The organism is Streptomyces sp. NBC_01591, from assembly GCF_035918155.1.
GTDB lineage: Bacteria > Actinomycetota > Actinomycetes > Streptomycetales > Streptomycetaceae > Streptomyces.
Genome location: NZ_CP109327.1, coordinates 6,535,784 through 6,552,185 on the forward strand (window position 1 = coordinate 6,535,784; position 16,402 = coordinate 6,552,185).

Annotated in this window: 12 protein-coding genes and 1 pseudogene; 6 read left to right on the forward strand and 7 right to left on the reverse strand. The window is 71.7% G+C overall.

Features of this window, described 5'->3' with window-relative positions; all coding sequences use genetic code 11:
* Nucleotides 1-12: 12 nt before the first annotated feature.
* The 3 genes from OG978_RS30180 to OG978_RS30190 form a co-directional block, all read right to left on the reverse strand.
* Entirely contained in the window at nt 13-777 is a 765-nt protein-coding gene (locus tag OG978_RS30180; protein WP_326768215.1) for an SDR family NAD(P)-dependent oxidoreductase, read from the reverse strand.
* Between the two features lie 36 nt (nt 778-813).
* Nucleotides 814-1,593, reverse strand: a complete 780-nt coding sequence (locus OG978_RS30185; RefSeq protein ID WP_326770212.1) for a DNA-formamidopyrimidine glycosylase family protein — start codon at nt 1,591-1,593, stop codon at nt 814-816.
* 151 nt (nt 1,594-1,744) lie between these two features.
* Nucleotides 1,745-6,412 carry a DEAD/DEAH box helicase gene (locus OG978_RS30190; RefSeq protein WP_326768216.1) on the reverse strand — a complete coding sequence of 1,556 codons (4,668 nt, stop codon included), beginning with the start codon at nt 6,410-6,412 and terminating at the stop codon, nt 1,745-1,747.
* A gap of 81 nt (nt 6,413-6,493) precedes the next feature.
* Between OG978_RS30190 and OG978_RS30195 the strand changes: the two genes are divergently transcribed.
* The 3 genes from OG978_RS30195 to OG978_RS30205 are packed head-to-tail and all read left to right on the forward strand — an operon-like array spanning nt 6,494 to nt 8,545.
* Entirely contained in the window at nt 6,494-7,363 is an 870-nt protein-coding gene (locus OG978_RS30195; protein ID WP_326768217.1) for an AraC family transcriptional regulator, read from the forward strand.
* A 10-nt stretch (nt 7,364-7,373) separates the two neighbouring features.
* Entirely contained in the window at nt 7,374-8,243 is an 870-nt protein-coding gene (locus OG978_RS30200; protein ID WP_326768218.1) for an AzlC family ABC transporter permease, read from the forward strand.
* Entirely contained in the window at nt 8,240-8,545 is a 306-nt protein-coding gene (locus OG978_RS30205) for an AzlD domain-containing protein (RefSeq protein WP_326768219.1), read from the forward strand. The genes OG978_RS30200 and OG978_RS30205 overlap by 4 nt, the downstream gene beginning before the upstream one ends.
* 188 nt (nt 8,546-8,733) lie before the next feature.
* Here OG978_RS30205 and OG978_RS30210 read toward each other — a convergent pair whose 3' ends face one another.
* Nucleotides 8,734-10,086, reverse strand: coding sequence for an MFS transporter (locus tag OG978_RS30210; RefSeq protein ID WP_326768220.1), 1,353 nt, complete (start codon nt 10,084-10,086; stop codon nt 8,734-8,736).
* Nucleotides 10,083-11,480, reverse strand: a complete 1,398-nt coding sequence (locus tag OG978_RS30215) for an alkyl sulfatase dimerization domain-containing protein (protein ID WP_326768221.1) — start codon at nt 11,478-11,480, stop codon at nt 10,083-10,085. The genes OG978_RS30210 and OG978_RS30215 overlap by 4 nt, the downstream gene beginning before the upstream one ends.
* A 149-nt stretch (nt 11,481-11,629) precedes the next feature.
* On the opposite strand from OG978_RS30215, the gene OG978_RS30220 reads away from it, so the two are divergent.
* On the forward strand, nt 11,630-12,892 hold the full coding sequence (locus tag OG978_RS30220; protein ID WP_326768222.1) for a PucR family transcriptional regulator: 1,263 nt from the start codon (nt 11,630-11,632) through the stop codon (nt 12,890-12,892).
* Nucleotides 12,893-12,918: 26 nt separating this feature from the next.
* Here OG978_RS30220 and OG978_RS30225 read toward each other — a convergent pair whose 3' ends face one another.
* On the reverse strand, nt 12,919-13,833 hold the full coding sequence (locus tag OG978_RS30225) for a hypothetical protein (protein WP_326768223.1): 915 nt from the start codon (nt 13,831-13,833) through the stop codon (nt 12,919-12,921).
* 79 nt (nt 13,834-13,912) lie between these two features.
* Here OG978_RS30225 and OG978_RS30230 point away from each other — a divergent pair, with 79 nt between their 5' ends.
* Nucleotides 13,913-14,107, forward strand: a complete 195-nt coding sequence (locus OG978_RS30230) for a DUF3046 domain-containing protein (protein ID WP_326768224.1) — start codon at nt 13,913-13,915, stop codon at nt 14,105-14,107.
* A gap of 330 nt (nt 14,108-14,437) precedes the next feature.
* A complete protein-coding gene (locus tag OG978_RS30235) occupies nt 14,438-15,619 on the forward strand; it encodes an AI-2E family transporter (protein ID WP_326770213.1) in 1,182 nt (393 codons plus the stop codon).
* 77 nt (nt 15,620-15,696) lie between these two features.
* Here the strand turns inward: OG978_RS30235 and OG978_RS30240 are convergent.
* Nucleotides 15,697-16,309, reverse strand: a pseudogene (locus OG978_RS30240) (hypothetical protein).
* Nucleotides 16,310-16,402: the final 93 nt, after the last annotated feature.

A 16,402-nucleotide genomic window follows, 5' to 3' on the forward strand; every position in this document is an offset into this window, starting at 1 on the left:
GGGGCCGGCGGGCTACCAGGGCATGGTTACGCCGCCGTTCGGGCGGAGGATCTGGCCGGTCATGAAGGCCGAGGCATCGGACGCGAGGTGGAGCACGGTGTGGGCGACGTCCTCGGGTTCGCCCACCCGCCCCAGCGGGGAGATCCGCGCCATCGCCGCCTCCACGCGGTGCTGCCGGTCCGCGTCGTGGCGGGCGGTCATGGGCGTGCGGATCCAGCCCGGGGCGACGGTGTTGACGCGGATCGCGTGCGGCCCCAGTTCGGTCGCCAGCGTCTTCGTCAGCTGGACGACCGCCGCCTTGGCCGCGCTGTAGCAGAGCAGTCCCGGGCCGGCGGAATCGACCGCTCCCGAGGCCATGGTGATCAGTGAGCCGGGGGCGCCGCGCGCGATCATGCTGCGGGCCACTTCCTGGCAGGCGTACAGCACGCCCTTGAAATTGACCGCGAGGATGCGGTCGAGATCCTCGTCCGAGGTCTGCAGGACGCTGCTCGTGTGCATGATTCCGGCGACGGCGGCCAGGATGTCGAGGTCGCCCGCGGCGGCCACCGCGGCCCCGACCCGACTGCGGTCGGTGACATCGAGGACGTGGATGTGCGATGCGCCCCCCGCCTCGGCGATCAGGTCCCGCGTTTCCAGCAGGCCCTTCTCGTCGAGGTCCGCGCAGTGCACGATGGCGCCCGCGGCCGCGAGGAGGACGGCGCAGGCTCGGCCGATGCCGCCCGCCGCGCCGGTGATGAACGCGGAGCGGCCCGTGAGGTCGTACGCGGTGAGAAGCATGACCGGACGGTACGACTGGAGCTGACGGATCGTCAACTAACTTGTGGGGCCCGACTGGCAGCGCGGACACCAGTAGGTGGGTCGGGCGCCCTGGTCCGCGGTGCGGATGGTGGTGCCGCAGCGCAGACAGGGGCGGTTGGCCCTGCCGTAGACCCAGAGCCGGTCCTTCGGGCCGTGTCCGCGCGGGGCTGTGCCGGTGGTTGTGCGCATGGGGCGGTCGCGGTTGGCTTCGAGTAGTTGCTTGGCCGTCGTGATCAGGCGGGCGGCGGTGGGGGCGGTCAGTTCGCCGATGGCGAGCCAGGGGGTGGCGCGGGCCATGAAGCAGAGCTCGGCCTTGTAGATGTTGCCGATTCCGGCCAGATTGCGCTGGTCCAGCAGGGCTTCGCCGAGAGAGCGGTCGGGGGTGCTGAGCAGATTGCGCAGAGCGGTGTCGGGGTCCCAGTCGGGCCCCAGCAGATCCGGGCCGAGATGACCGACCGCGCTCTCCTCGTCCCGGGTGCGGAGCAGTTCGAGGACGGGCAGCCGGTAGCCGACGGCGGTGTGCTCTGCGTTGGCGAGGACGGCGCGGATCTGGTGGGCGGGCCCGCCGCGCCAGCGCTCGCCCGTGGCGTAGACGCGCCAGGCGCCGTCCATCCGGAGGTGGCTGTGAAGGGTCAGGCCGCCCTCGATGCGGGTGAGGAGATGCTTGCCGCGAGAGGTGACGTCCAGAATCGTCCGGCCGGTGAGATCGGCGGTGGCGAATCGGGGGACGCGCAGGTCGGAGCGGATGAGGACCTGACCGGCGAGTGCGGTGTGCAGACGCTTGGCGGTCTGCAGGACGGTGTGGGGTGGGGAGCGGCGTACGGGGGGTGTACGGGGTGCGGCCGACGGTACTGGCGGTGCGGTGTGTGGCCGACGGTGCTGGCGGTGTGGTGTGCGGCCGTGCCGACGGCACGGCCGGTGTGCGAGGAGTGGGGGTGCCGCTGGTTCAGGCGCGCAGGCGGAGACCCCTCGGGGTTGCGAGGAAGCCGGCTGCCTCCAGCGTGCGGCCCAGCGGGGAGGTCAGGGACGACGCGCCATTGGTGCGCTCCACCGTGACCGTGCCGAGCGCCCCCGCGCGGGCGGCCGCCGCCAGCGCCCCTGCTGCCGCGAGGAGAGCCGGGTCGTCCGGGTCGGTCGGCCAGGCCAGCAGTGTCTTGCCGCCGCGCTCCATGTACATCGCCAGCTCGCCGTCGACCAGCACCACCAGGGCGCCCGCCTTGCGGCCGGGCTTGTGCCCGGCGCCGTCCGGCGGCTCGGGCCAGGGCAGCGCCGCACCGTACGCATTGGCCGGGTCCGCCGCGGCGAGCACCAGGGCGTGGGGCGCGGCACCCGGCTCCGTACGGTCGCGGGCGGTGGACGTGGCACGCAGCCGGTCCACCGCGCCGTCCATCGCGAACTGCGCCGCCCCCAGGCCCTCGACGACATACCCGCGCCGGGCCTGCCCGTTGTCCTCGAAGGCGGACAGGATGCGGTACGTCGCGGAGAAGCCGCCTTCGACGCCTTCGGCCTGGACCGCGCCGCGGGTCACCACCCCGTGGCGGTCGAGGAGTGTGCGGGCCAGGGCATGAGCACGGTGTGTGGGGTCGGGTTCGATGGCGGGCAGCAGGGACCAGCGGCCCGAGACGGTGGGCGGGCCGGTGCGGGACGCGGGCCGAGCGGCGGAGGTGAGTGAGCCGTAACGCCCGCGCGGGACACTCCGTCTGGCGCGGTGGGCGGTCGACCCCGCCGTGCGGCCGGAGCCGAGGAGCGAACGCAGCGGGGCGAGCGTGTCATTGGTGAGCCGGCCCGACCAGGCCAGCTCCCAGATGGCATCGGCGAGTTGCGGATCGGTGCAGTCCGGATGCGTGGTGGCGCGGACCTGATCGGCGATCTGCCGGAAGAACAGCCCGTATCCGCCGCTCAGGGCGGTCAGGACGGATTCGTGCAACGCGCTGAGTTCCAGCGGGTGCGGGGGCGGGAGGAGCAGGGGCGCGCTGTCGGCGAGGTAGAGGGACAGCCAGCCGTCCTTGCCCGGGAGGGCACCCGCGCCGGCCCAGACGACCTCGCCGGTGGTGGTCAGCTCGTCGAGCAGCGCGGGGGTGTAGCCCGTGACCCGGCCAGGCAGGATCAGCTTCTCCAGCGCCGACGCCGGGACGGGCGCGCCCTGCAACTGCTCGATGGCGCGGGCCAGTCCGTCGATTCCGCGCAGGCTGTTGCTGCCCAGGTGCTGCCACTGCGGAAGGAAGCCGGCGAGGGCGGCGGGCGGGACGGGCTCCAGCTCGTGGCGGAGCGCGGCGAGCGAACGGCGGCGCAACCGGCGCAGCACGGTGGCATCGCACCACTCCTGGCCGATACCGGCGGGATGGAACTCGCCCTGGACGGTCCGGCCGGACGCGGAGAGCCGTTGCAGCGCCCCGTCCGTGACAGCGGTGCCGAGGCCGAAGCGGGTGGCGGCCTGGGTGGAGGTGAACGGGCCGTGCGTACGGGCGTATCGGCCGAGTAGGTCGCCGAGAGGGTCCTTCACCGGTTCGGTGAACGCCTCGGGGACGCCGACCGGGAGGGCGGTGCCCAGCGCGTCCCGCAGGCGGCCCGCGTCCTCGATCGCGGCCCAGTGGTCGGCTCCACCGATCCGGACCCGGATGGCCCGGCGGGCTGCGGCCAGCTCCGGAGCCCATGACGGGTCGGCGCCGCGCTCCGTCAACTCCTCGTCGGTGAGCGGTCCGAGGACCCGGAGGAGGTCGGCAACGCCTTCGACGTCCTTGATCCGGCGGTCCTCGGTCAGCCACTGGAGCTCCTGCTCCAGCTCGGTCAGGACATTTGCGTCGAGCAGCTCGCGCAGCTCCGCCTGGCCGAGGAGCTCCGCCAGGAGATGGGAGTCGAGGGAGAGGGCGGCGGCCCGCCGTTCGGCCAGGGGCGAGTCGCCCTCGTACAGGAACTGGGCGACGTAGCCGAACAGGAGCGAGCGCGCGAAGGGCGAGGGCTCCGGGGTGGTCACTTCGACCAGGCGGACGCGACGTGCTTCGAGGTCGCCCATGAGTTCCGTGAGCCCGGGGACGTCGAAGACGTCCTGGAGGCATTCGCGGACCGCCTCCAGGACGATCGGGAAGGAGCCGAACTCCGACGCGACCTGGAGCAGTTGCGCGGCGCGCTGGCGCTGCTGCCACAGCGGGGTGCGTTTGCCGGGGCTGCGGCGCGGCAGCAGCAGGGCGCGGGCCGCGCACTCGCGGAACCGGGAGGCGAACAGCGCCGATCCGCCGACCTGGTCGGTGACGATCTGACCGATCTCGCCCTGCTCGAACGTCACATCCGCGGCGCCGACCGGTGGTTGTTCACTGTCGTACGAGAGGCCCGGCAGCGGTGCCGGATCCTGAGCCGGGTCCAGGGCGAGGTCCTGCGCTGGATCGAAGTCCAGGAGGTCCAGGCCCATCAGGTCGGCGTCGGGCAGCCGCAGCACGATGCCGTCGTCGGCATGCATCACCTGGGCGTCCATGCCGTACCGCTCGGCGAGGCGGGCACTCAGCGCCAGCGCCCACGGGGCATGCACCTGCGCGCCGAACGGGGAGTGGACCACTACCCGCCAGTCACCCAGCTCGTCACGGAAACGTTCGACGAGGATGGTCCGGTCGTCCGGCACGTGGCCGCAGGCGCGGCGCTGTTCGTCGATGTACGACAGGGTGTTGTCGGCGGCCCAGGTGTCGAGACCGGCGGCGAGCAGGCGCTCGCGGGCGTCCTCCTGCGACAGTCCGCCGATCTCGCGGAGGAACGCCCCAAGCGCACGCCCCAGTTCCAGCGGGCGGCCCAGCTGGTCGCCCTTCCAGAACGGCAGCCGGCCGGGAACGCCGGGGGCGGGCGACACCAGGACCCGGTCGCGCGTGATGTCCTCGATCCGCCAGGACGTGGTGCCGAGCGTGAAGACATCGCCGACCCGGGACTCGTACACCATCTCCTCGTCGAGCTCACCGACCCGGCCGCCGCCCTTCTTGGGATCGGCGCCCGCGAGGAAGACCCCGAAGAGCCCCCGGTCGGGAATCGTTCCCCCGGAGGTGACGGCGAGCCGCTGTGCGCCCGGGCGGCCGGTGACCGTACCGGCCACCCGGTCCCAGACCACACGCGGGCGCAGCTCGGCGAAGGCGTCGGAGGGGTAGCGACCGGCGAGCATGTCCAGCACGGCGGTGAACGCGGACTCGGGCAGTGCGGCGAAGGGCGCGGCGCGGCGGACCGCCGCCAGCAGGTCGTCCGCCTGCCAGCTGTCCAGAGCGACCATGGCGACCAGTTGCTGGGCCAGCACGTCCAGTGGGTTGGACGGGACCCGGAGCGCCTCGATGGAGCCCTCGCGCATCCGCTCGGTGACCACGGCGGCCTGCACCAGATCGCCCCGGTACTTCGGGAAGACCACTCCGGTGGAGACCGCACCGACCTGGTGTCCGGCCCGGCCGACCCGCTGCAGGCCGGAGGCCACCGAGGGCGGCGACTCCACCTGGATCACGAGGTCGACCGCCCCCATGTCGATGCCCAGCTCCAGGCTGGAGGTGGCGACGACGGCCGGCAGCCGGCCCGCCTTGAGATCCTCCTCGACCTGGGCGCGCTGTTCCTTGGAGACCGAACCGTGGTGGGCACGGGCGAGCAGCGCCGGGGCACCCTTCGCCGCACCGGACTCGGCCATGATCTCGGCGGGGGAGCTGGACTCGGCGATCGTCTCGCCGGTGAGCCGCTCGTACGCGATCTCGTTGAGCCGGTTGCACAGCCGCTCGGCCAGGCGGCGGGAATTGGCGAAGACGATGGTGGAGCGGTGCTGCTGGACCAGGTCGACGATCCGCTCCTCGACATGGGGCCAGATCGACGGCTTGTCCGCCTGGCCGGCCTGGTCGGGGTCGGTGGCGGGGGAGCCGCCGAGCTCGCCCAGATCCTCGACCGGCACGACCACCGACAGGTCGAACTGCTTGGTGGACGGCGGCTGGACGATCTCCACCTTGCGCCGGGGCGAGAGGAAGCGTGCCACCTCGTCGACCGGACGGACTGTCGCCGACAGGCCGATCCGCCGAGCGGGACGCGGCAGCAGCTCGTCGAGACGCTCCAGCGACACGGCGAGATGGGCGCCACGCTTCGTGCCCGCCACGGCGTGCACCTCGTCGAGAATCACCGTCTCGACACCGGACAGCGCCTCCCGGGCGGACGAGGTCAGCATCAGGAACAGCGATTCGGGGGTGGTGATCAGGATGTCCGGCGGCCGGGTCGCCATCGAGCGGCGCTCGGCGGGCGGGGTGTCGCCGGAGCGGATCCCCACCCGGACCTCGGGCTCGGGCAGCCCCAGGCGCACCGACTCCTGGCGGATACCGGTCAGCGGCGAGCGGAGGTTGCGCTCGACATCGACCGCGAGCGCCTTGAGGGGCGACACGTACAGCACTCGGCAGCGCTCCTTCGCCTCGGCGGGCGGCGGGACGGACGCCAGGGCGTCCAGCGCGGCGAGAAACGCGGCGAGGGTCTTGCCGGAGCCGGTCGGCGCGACGACCAGCACGTCCGAACCCTCGCCGATCGCTCGCCAGGCACCCTCCTGCGCGGCGGTGGGCGCACTGAAGGCACCCGCGAACCAGCCGCGGGTCGCGGGTGAGAACGAATCGAGCGCTGAGCCGGTCATGCCCCCCATCGTGCACCCCGCCACTGACAACGACCCCGACCGCTCTCGGCGGCACTGTCCCGGAGCTGCGAGAATTCGTGCATGGCGGCGATACCGGAGTCGGGATCGGGGGAGTGGGCGAGGTACTGGCAGTACGCGGAACTGCCCGACCTCGATCTGCTGCGTGCCCGGTATGTGCGCCACACCTTCCCGCGCCACAGCCACGAGGGCTATGTCTTCGGCACCATCAGCCGCGGGGTGGAGGACGTCGGGCTGCCGGACGGCACCGTCCACGCCGGCCCCGGCACCGTTGTCATGATCAACCCGGAGGTTCCGCACACGGCCCGCGCGGGTGTGCCCGAAGGCTGGGTGTACGCCACGTTGTACCCGTCCGCGCAGGTGATCAACGACATCGCGGCCGACACGACGAGCCTGCGCGGCACGGTCGGATTCACCGAGACCAGCGTCGTGGATCCGTACGCGGCCCGGCTGATCGGCGAGGTCCACCGGGCGGCCGAGGAAGGCAACGCACTCGCCGCCGACACGGTGCTGCGGGTCATGGTCACGCGGCTGCTCAGCCTGCACGGCAGCGCGCTGCCCGCCCGCGCGCCCCGCTCGGCGGGCGCGCGCGACGCGGCGCGGGCACGCGCGGTGCTGGAGGGCAGGATGGCGGCGCCACCCACCCTGGAGGCGCTGGCGGAGGAGCTCGGCACCAGCCCGTTCGCGCTTCTGAGAGCCTTCAAGAAGCAGTACGGGATGCCGCCGCACGCCTGGCTCACCGATGCCCGGGTGCGGGCGGCGCGGCGGATGCTCGACGCGGGGACGGCGCCCGCGCAGGCGGCCGCGGAGGTCGGCTTCACCGATCAGCCGCATCTCAACCGTCACTTCACCCGGATCGTGGGGGTGCCGCCCGGCGCGTACCAGCGCGAACGTGCAAGAACGTACAAGACCGGTCCCGATCTGCCCACATAGCGTTCCGGGCGTGGCAGAACAAACAACACTCCCAGAGGGCGTCGGCGAATCGGCCGACGCACCCCCCGGCAACGCGACCGGCCCCGGAGCATGGCCGGACGCGGCCGGGGCGAAGCCGGACGCGGCCGTCGTACGCGATGCGCTCGGTGTCGGCATAGCCGTCGGGCTCTCCGGCTTCGCCTTCGGCGTGACCTCGGCCGGTTCCGGGCTGAGCCTGCTGCAGACCTGCGCGCTCAGCCTCGCCGTCTTCACCGGCGCCTCGCAGTTCGCCCTCGTCGGTGCCCTCGCCGCGGGCGGCAACCCGTACACCGCGGCTGCCGGGGCCTTCTTCCTCGGCGTACGCAACTCGTTCTACGGCCTGCGGCTGTCGCAGCTGCTGGCGCTCCCGCGCGCGCTCCGCCCCTTCGCCGCGCAGTGGGTCATCGACGAGACGACCGCCGTGACACTGCCGCAGCCGACCCGGCGCGCGGCACGGATCGGCTTTGCCGTCACCGGACTGACCCTGTACGTGCTGTGGAACCTGACCACGCTGCTGGGAGCCCTCGGTGCCGAGGCGCTCGGCGACACCGACACCTGGGGCCTGGACGCGGCATCACCCGCGGTCTTCCTCGCCCTGCTCGCGCCGATGCTGAAGAGCACCACGGAACGCGTCACCGCCGCGATCGCGGTCCTGCTCGCGCTCGGCCTGCTGCCCGTGCTGCCCGCGGGCGTTCCCGTCCTGCTGTCCGCGCTCGCCGCACCCGCCGTCCTCTTCCTGAGCGGACGCCGGAAGGGCGCGGGCCGGGGAACGGCCACGACAAAGGAGAACCGGGACACGGCCGTTGCGAGCGAGAATCGGACGACGACCCGGTCGGCGGCCACCACGGAGGAGGACCGATGAACGTCTGGATCGCCATCGCGCTGACCGCCGTCGGCTGCTACCTCGCCAAACTGCTCGGACTGCTGGTACCCGCCGGTGTGCTGGAACGTCCGCTCGCCCAACGTCTCGCCGCGCTCCTGCCCGTGGCGCTCCTGGCCGCCCTCACCGCGCAGCAGACGTTCGGCGACGGGCAGTACCTGGCACTGGACGCCAGGGGCGCGGGCCTCGCCGCAGCGGCGCTCGCGCTGGTCCTGCGTGCGCCCTTCCTCGTGGTCGTGGGCTCCGCCGTGGTCGTCACCGCAGGGGTACGTGCCCTCAGTTAGACCTCCCGTACAGGGGCCCGTCAGACCTTCTGTACAGGGCCCGCATGGATCTCCCCTGCAAGTGCTTCCCCGGCAGGCCCGCCTTGCAGGCCTCTCGTACGGGGTAGACATCCGGTAGGGGCATGCATTCGGTAAGGGGCTCGGTCAATGGGACCGAGCCCCTTACACGCACCCGCGGACGGCCGGTCTCAGTGCCCCCCGGGACCTGTCGGCGGGGTCTCCGTCACGCCCAGCCGTGCCGCGTCCTGCTCCGGTCGCAGGAAGCAGACAGCGAGCACACCGGCCACCGCCACCAGTGCGGCCATCAGTAGATACGCCGAGTGGTAGCCCGTGGGCACGGATGCGGCCGCATCCACCATCCGGCCCGTGACCAGCGGTGAAAGGACTCCGGCGAGTGCGTAGACGAAGGCCAGGGCACCCAGCACCACCCCGCGCTGCCCGGCGGGCGTGATCCTTGCGACGGCCGTCTGCGAGACGGTGAGGATCACATTCGTCAGCGTCATCGGACCGACCATCAGCGCGATCTTCATGCCCACCGAGTCCACCTCGGCGAACGCCGCGATCGACAGGGCGGCCACACACATCAGGAGGCCACCGCCGAGTCCAGCCGGGAGCCGGGGCGCGGTTCCCCTTCGGGAGGCCCGCCGCGCCAGCAGCCCGTGAGTCAGCAGCACCACGGCGTTGCCGACGGCGGTTGCCGTCACCACCGCTCCCGACTGCTTCGAAGTCAGCCCCGAAACCTCGTGCAGATAGTCGGGCGCCCAGGTCAGTCCGGCGGAGAGCATCCAGTAGGCGGCGAACGCGCCGAAGGCCGCCGTCAGCCACGTGCCGGAGAGCAGCAGTCCGCGATACGGAACGGCCTGGCCCGTCCCGTCGGAATCGGCCGAGGAGGCCGCCCCCGACAGTGGCGCGAGCGGCCCCTCCTCGCCCCGTGCGTACCAGCACACCGCCCACACCAGGCCGACCAGCCCGACGGCGCCGAAGGCCCAGCGCCACCCCCACGCGTCGATCACCAGGGTCAGCAGCGGAGCGGACAGCGCCACCCCGCCTGCCGCACCGACCATCAGCACGGAGGTCGGCAGCGTCCGTTCCTTCTGCCCGAACCAGCCGTGCAGATGATGCACCGCCACCGGGGCGGCCGGTCCCTCGGCCGCCCCGAGCAGCACCCGGGTCGCCACCAGCGTCCCGAAACCGGCGGCGCCGAGCAGCATCGGCAACTGCGCCACCGACCACAGCAGGGCCATGCCGAGCAGCAGCACGGTCGTGCGGACCCGGCGGGTCAGGAACGACACCCCCAGCGCGGCCAGGCTGAACAGGGCGAAGAACGAGGACTGCGCGGTGCCGAACTCACCCCTGGTCAGCCCCAGCTCGTCACGGATCGGGCCGGCGGCCAGGCCCATGACGGTCTTGTCGGCGAAGTTCACCAGCATGAAGGCGAGCAGCAGCCAGGTGGTGCCCCAGGCACCCTTGCGCGCCCGCTCAGCCCCCGCGGTTCCGCCGCCCGTCCGGAGCCGGCCGGCGGCCCCGGCAGGCGCTGTCACCCGTCCTCCCCGGATACTCCGCAGCCGCACTCGTCCTCGTCCACGACACCGACGCTGATCATTCCGGCTGCCCGTTTCCGGCCGTCGGGGGAGCGGGTCAGCTCGGTCTCCAGGTCAGTTCCCTCCGCCACCGCGGCCGACTCCGCCGCCGCCCAGTTGAACACCCCACGGGCCATCGTCGACGTCTCGGACGCCGCCCGCTGTCCGTAGACGCGTGCGCGTATCCGTGCCACTTCCACATCGGCAGGCGCCGCCAGCGCGGCGGTCTCCGCCAGATGCGAGGCGAGCCTCGGCTCACCCTCCTCCAGCAGCTTCAGCGCCCGCTGCGCCAGCACGGACGCGCCGCCCGCGGCGTTCGCGAACTCGGTGGCGACCGCGGCGTCCGGGGCCGGCTTGAGGTGCGCCGGGTTCTGGTCGTACCAGCCGCCCCACAGCCGCCACAGATTGCGCACGACGAACTCCGGCTCGTCGTAGGCGGGATGCAGATAGGGCTTCCGCAGCAGCTCCTGCGGCACCTGCACGCCGTGCAGCACGGTATCGAGCCGGTGCCCGGCGTTCATCAGGTCCCTGGTCTGCTCGCAGAGCGACTCCAGGAACCGGGCCGTGTCGTCGAGCGCCTGGTACACCCGCTCCCTGCCCACGATCGGCACACCGTGGCCGGGCAGCAGCAGTTCGGCGCCGAGCTCCTGCATGGCGCGCAGTGCATGGGCCCAGTCCTCCGGATACCGCTGCACCTTCTGCGGATTGCCCGCGTTCGGGGTGTTCCAGATGAAGAGGTCACCGGTGCACAGCGCCTTGAGTTCGGGAACCCACACATAGGTGCTGTCGTCCGTCTCGCCCTTGGCGTGCACCAGCTCGAAGGTCAGATCGCCGCGCTCGACGGTCATCCGGTCGCGGTAGGTGGTGTCGGGGTAGCGATAGGTGGACGGCCAGTCCAGCGACGGTACGCCGAACTGCCTGCGGTTGATCCAGGTGTTGTAGCCCGCCGTGCTGACGTACCGGTCGAAGCGGGCCGTGACCGCTTCGTGCGCGATCACCTCGGGACGGGGGCGCCCCTCGCTGTCCGCCTGCGCGTCGAACGGCGCGACACCGAAGACATGGTCCACATGGCCGTGCGTATAGACGACGGTACTGACCGGCTGATCGCTGAAGGCGCGGACCGCCTCGTGCAGCGGAGCCGCCGTCCGTATGTCGCCGGAGTCCACCAGCACCAGTCCGTCGCCGGTGTCGAACACCGCCACATTGGCGAAGGCGGGCAGGAATCCGACCCGCTCGCGCACGGGCACCAGTTCCGCGCCGGTGTACGCCCCGGACAGGTGGGCCAGCAGCGTGTCCTCGCCCTGCCACACCCGGTCGATATAGCTGAGATAGTCCGTCGGCTTGTGCTCGGTCATACCCGCGGCTCCTTCGGTGCTGTACGGCGGACGGCCAGGAACCCGAGTCTCGGCTGCGGAGGTGACCTGCGACACCCGCTCTCGTCACACCTCGGCGGGCCGCGTACTGTGACGTGTCACAAGATCCTCCGGGGAGAGGGAGCACCGACGTGACGCTGTCCGACGGGGCCAGGGTCCTCGCCCTGCGTTGCGAGCCCAAGGTCAATGGGCTGGCGCGGCACATGTCCCGTGAGTCCTTCGAGCAGCTCCCCGGGTACGCGGGGCTCCCGGACGATGTGAAGGACCTGGAGATCGCCGCGACCGTCCGGCACGGCGTACGCCTCTTTCTCCGCCGCGTCACCGAACCGCACCCCGGTCCGGGCGGGCTCCGCCTCTTCCGGGAGCGGGCGGCGCAGCGCGCGGAGGAGGGAATGCCACTGCATCTGCTGCTGCGCAGCCACGCGCTCGGCGTCTATGTCCTGTGGCAGTTGCTGCGGGAGACGGCGGAGCCCGGCGAGGAGGGTGCACTGATCGAACTGGTCGATCTGCTGCTCCGGTCGCACCACTCCCTGGTCGGTGCGGTGGCCGAGACCTATATGGACGAGCGGTCCGCGCTGGAGGCGGAACAGCGCGAGCGGCGTCGCTCCCTGATACGCGGATTTCTCGACGGGACGCTGGAACCCGGCCGCGCCCTGCTTGAGCAGCTCGGCCTCGACGGGCCCGCGCTCGTGCTCGCCGTCGTCCTGGAACCCTCGGCCGACGCAGGTGCGGAACCGGGCGATGCGGACCAGGGCGGTGCGGAACCCGGCGGTCCGGAACCGGGGAACGCGGTGACCATACGGCGCCGGATGCGGCGCATCCAGACCGTGCTCGACCAGGGATTCGGCGCGGAACTGCTCTTCCTCTTCGACGCGGGGGCCGGACGGGCCGTCGTACCGCGGGGATGCGAACCACCGGGCGACCTCGCCGAGCGGCTGACACGCGCCTGTGGGGCCGAAGTCCGGATCGCCGCCGTGCCGGCGGCGACGCCGGAAGCGGTCCCCGAGGCGTCCCGGACGGCCGTGGAGATCCTCCGGGTCGCCCGCACCTGCGGGCTGCCGCCCGGACTGCACGTCCTGGACGACGTACTCCTCGAATTCCACCTGTCCCGCCCCGGCCCCAGCAGCCACCGCATCGCCGCCCTGCTGGACCCCGTCGCGGGCCGCCCCGAACTGCTGCGGACCCTCCGCACCCACCTGGCGCAGCACCAGGACCGACGCCTCACCGCGGCTCTGCTGGGGCTGCACCCCAACACCGTCGACAACCGCCTGGCCAAGCTCACCGAGCTGACCGGCCTCGATCCGTCGTCACCACGCGGCGCCGCGCTCGCCATCGCGGCCCTGCTGCTGCGCGACACAGCTGCCGGGCCCGACGGAGCGTCCGCAGCCGGCTGACCGGCACCCGCACCGGCCACCGGGTCTCAGCCGAGGCTGCGCCCATGGGCGCGCAGTGTCAGAAGAGCCTTGAGCGTCACGATGGGCCGTCCCTCCAGAGCCGTCCCCGGTGCCCACTGCCGCCAGTTGACCGGCCAGCCGCCGTCCGCCTGCTGCTCGGCCGCGAGGTGGTCGAGCGAGCGGGAGAGCTCCTCGTCGGTGAACCAGTGACGGGCGAGTGACTCGGGCGTACGGGCGTAGTCGTACGGAAAGTGCTGCTCACCCGGCGCGTATCCGGCCGCGACGGGGTACTCGGCGCGCCGCTCAGGATCCAGTACGGCGAGCCGCTGATCCCGTACCAGCCGCCCGAGCCGGTCGGCCGCCGCCTCCGCCCTCGCCCGGTCCGGAGCGCCGTCCAGGAACACGAGGGCCGCCTCGATCTCGTACGGATGCGACCGGTCCAGTGCGTCCACCGCGGCCCAGCAGAAATCGGTGGCCCGGAACAGCCAGGCATGCCACACCGCGTTGCGGTGCAGGAGCCCGACGACGGGGCCGGTGGTCAACAGCTCCGCGGGAGGATTGTCGACGATCGGGATGAACGGCGCGGCGGGATAGCCGCGCTGTGTCGGCAGGAGCGCGGGCAGCGCGCCCTCCTTGGTCGACACCTCGGTGAGGAAGCGGCAGATCCGCTCCACCCGCAACCCGTCGCAGCGCTCGATGGAGTCCAGCACATTGAGGGCGTGCGCGGTGTGCAGTGGCTGACTGACAGGGCCGCGCAGATCGGGTTCGAGCGCGTGCCCGTAGCCGCCGTCCTCGTTCAGATAGGCGGCGAGTGCGGTTTCCACGGCGTCCGCACTTCCTTCCAGGAAGTGATGAGCGAACCGCCGCTGTTCCAGGACACGGGCCGTGAGCCAAATGAACTGCTCGGCACGGTTGAGGGGACTTGTTCCGGTTCCAGCCATGGACCGACCGTAGGGCGGTAAGCGCTCTCGGCAAGACGTAGCGGCCCGGCTGCACTCTCAGGAGCGGGATACTGAGGTCATGCGGTTGACGATTTTCTGGGAACGGATGGCAGACCACTTCGGCGTGGGGTACGCCGACTCCTTCGCGCGCGATCATGTGATGGCCGAGCTCGGCGGGCAGACGGTGTACCAGGCGCTGGCCGCGGGCTGGGAAACCAAGGACGTCTGGCGCGGTGTCTGCACCGCGGTCGGCATCCCCGCGGACAAGCGCTGACGTCCGGGTCCGCGGCCGACCCGCGTCGACTCCCGGCTCGTCGCCGGCAGACATCGGTTCTCGGCTCGTCGCGGACGATCGCCGGCTTCCGGCCCGTCGCGGACACGTGCCGATCTCCGGTTCGTCAGCGGCCGGACCTGCACTGATTTCCGACCCGTCAGCGGACGGACCTGTGCTGTTGTCCGGGGTGGGCGCTTGCCTGTCACAGCCGTAGGCGAGACTGGAACCGTGGCACCGACAGACGAGACAGCACAGACCCAGCCGCCTTCCACACCGCCCGTCCCGCCGGCCGCGCCACCCGTCGCGCCCGTCGGCAACGGGCCGGTGCGCATGCCCGCGTGGCTGCCGCGCGCCATGATTCTCGCCCTGGCGCTCTACGCCTGCTTCCGGCTCGGCAGCTGGGCGTTCGACCAGCTCATCGGGCTGCTGATCAATGTGCTGATCGCGTTCTTCCTGGCGCTTGCCATCGAGCCGGCGGTGAGCCGGATGTCGGCGCGCGGCATGCGCCGCGGCCTCGCCACCTTCCTGGTCTTCCTCGGGGTGCTGATCGCCGGGGTGGGCTTCGTCGTGCTGCTCGGCTCGATGCTCGCGGGCCAGATCGTCGACATGGTCGAGGAGTTCCCGAAGTATCTGGACTCGGTGATCAACTGGGTCAACCAGACCTTCCACACCGACCTTTCCAGGGTCGAGGTCCAGGACAGTCTGCTCCACTCCGACTGGCTGCAGAAGTACGTCCAGAACAGCGCGACCGGAGTGCTCGACATCTCCACCACCGTGCTCGGCGGGCTGTTCCGTCTTCTGACGATCTTCCTGTTCTCGTTCTACTTCGCGGCCGACGGCCCCAGGCTGCGGCGCGCCCTGTGCTCCGTGCTGCCGCCGGCCAGGCAGGCAGAGGTCCTGCGGGCCTGGGAGATCGCGGTCGACAAGACCGGCGGCTACCTCTACTCGCGCGGTCTGATGGCCCTCGTCTCCGGGATCGCGCACTACATCCTGCTGGTGATCCTCGGCGTTCCGTACGCGCCGGCGCTCGCCGTCTGGGTCGGGCTGGTCTCCCAGTTCATCCCCACGATCGGTACGTATCTGGCGGGCGCTCTGCCGATGCTGATCGCGTTCACCGTCGACCCCTGGTACGCGGTGTGGGTGCTCGGCTTCGTCGTGATCTACCAGCAGTTCGAGAATTACGCCCTGCAGCCCAAGCTCACCTCCAAGACCGTCGACATCCATCCGGCGGTCGCCTTCGGATCGGTCATCGCGGGCACGGCCCTGATGGGCGCCGTGGGCGCGCTGATCGCGATCCCGGCCGTCGCCACGCTCCAGGCGTTCCTCGGCGCGTATGTGAAGCGGTATGACGTGACGGACGACCCACGGATGCACGGCCGGGGCCGACGACGGGGCGAGCCGGTGCTCACGCGGCTGCGCCGTTCCTGGCGCGCCTCCGGGAGCGACAGGGGTGACGGGAGCGGCGGGGGCGAGGGCGGACAGGGCGCTGCCGCGGAGCCGGAGAGCGCCTGACCGTTTCGTCGCGAGGGCCCGGAGTTCGCCTGACCGTTTCGTCGGCAGTGCTTTCCGGGTCTCTCGGGTTCTGGTCCTCAGCGATAGCCCGTTACGTCGGCGGGGCGGCCCGGGTCCTGGACCTCGGTGACGTACCTCCAGGCATCGGGTCGGCTGCCGTCGAGATCGGTGAAGCCGTAGACCTTCGCCAGCTGTCCGCTCGACAGCGACCTGCCGTTCCAGCGCGACACCCGGGGGTCCTGCGCGAGCGCGGCCACCGCCCGGCCGACGAACGCCGGGCTCTCGGAGATGGCGAAGTGGGGCGAGTGCGCAATCGCGTCATGCCAGTTCGCTTCGGTGACGCCGTGGGCCTCCAGCATGGCCTCGGACCGCAGCCAGCCGGGTGTGAGGGACACGGCGGTCGCACCGTGGGGCTCCAGCTCGTGCGCTGGCGCGAAGAGCGCGTCGACCTCCTCGGGCACCAGATGGGTCGACCCGGACCGGGATCCCGCAGCCGCCCGCCTCGTCCACGAGAGCCGCAGTCTCCTCCACGGTCTCCGGGCGGTTCATCTCCGAGCGCTCCGACCCGCTCGTCCGTCCCGTGACGTAGACGGTCGCTCCGATCGCACCCAGTTGAACGGCGATGCCGCGGCCCGCACCCCGTGTCGCCCCGGCGACCAGAGCCACCTTTCCTGTCGATTTTGACCCCATATCGCCGGAATTTAGCATGGTGTCAATCGCCTGTTCTTGACTGCCCGGCAGCGGAGCGTCAGGGGCTGCTCGGGTGTGGATCGGTTCGGCATG

Coding starts and splice junctions, on each gene's coding strand:
- OG978_RS30225 (WP_326768223.1), bottom strand. CDS start 13,833: ATGGCTGGAACCGGAACAAGTCCCCTCAACCGTGCCGAGCAGTTCATT.
- OG978_RS30215 (WP_326768221.1), bottom strand. CDS start 11,480: ATGACCGAGCACAAGCCGACGGACTATCTCAGCTATATCGACCGGGTG.
- OG978_RS30230 (WP_326768224.1), top strand. CDS start 13,913: ATGCGGTTGACGATTTTCTGGGAACGGATGGCAGACCACTTCGGCGTG.
- OG978_RS30205 (WP_326768219.1), top strand. CDS start 8,240: ATGAACGTCTGGATCGCCATCGCGCTGACCGCCGTCGGCTGCTACCTC.
- OG978_RS30195 (WP_326768217.1), top strand. CDS start 6,494: ATGGCGGCGATACCGGAGTCGGGATCGGGGGAGTGGGCGAGGTACTGG.
- OG978_RS30235 (WP_326770213.1), top strand. CDS start 14,438: ATGCCCGCGTGGCTGCCGCGCGCCATGATTCTCGCCCTGGCGCTCTAC.
- OG978_RS30180 (WP_326768215.1), bottom strand. CDS start 777: ATGCTTCTCACCGCGTACGACCTCACGGGCCGCTCCGCGTTCATCACC.
- OG978_RS30190 (WP_326768216.1), bottom strand. CDS start 6,412: ATGACCGGCTCAGCGCTCGATTCGTTCTCACCCGCGACCCGCGGCTGG.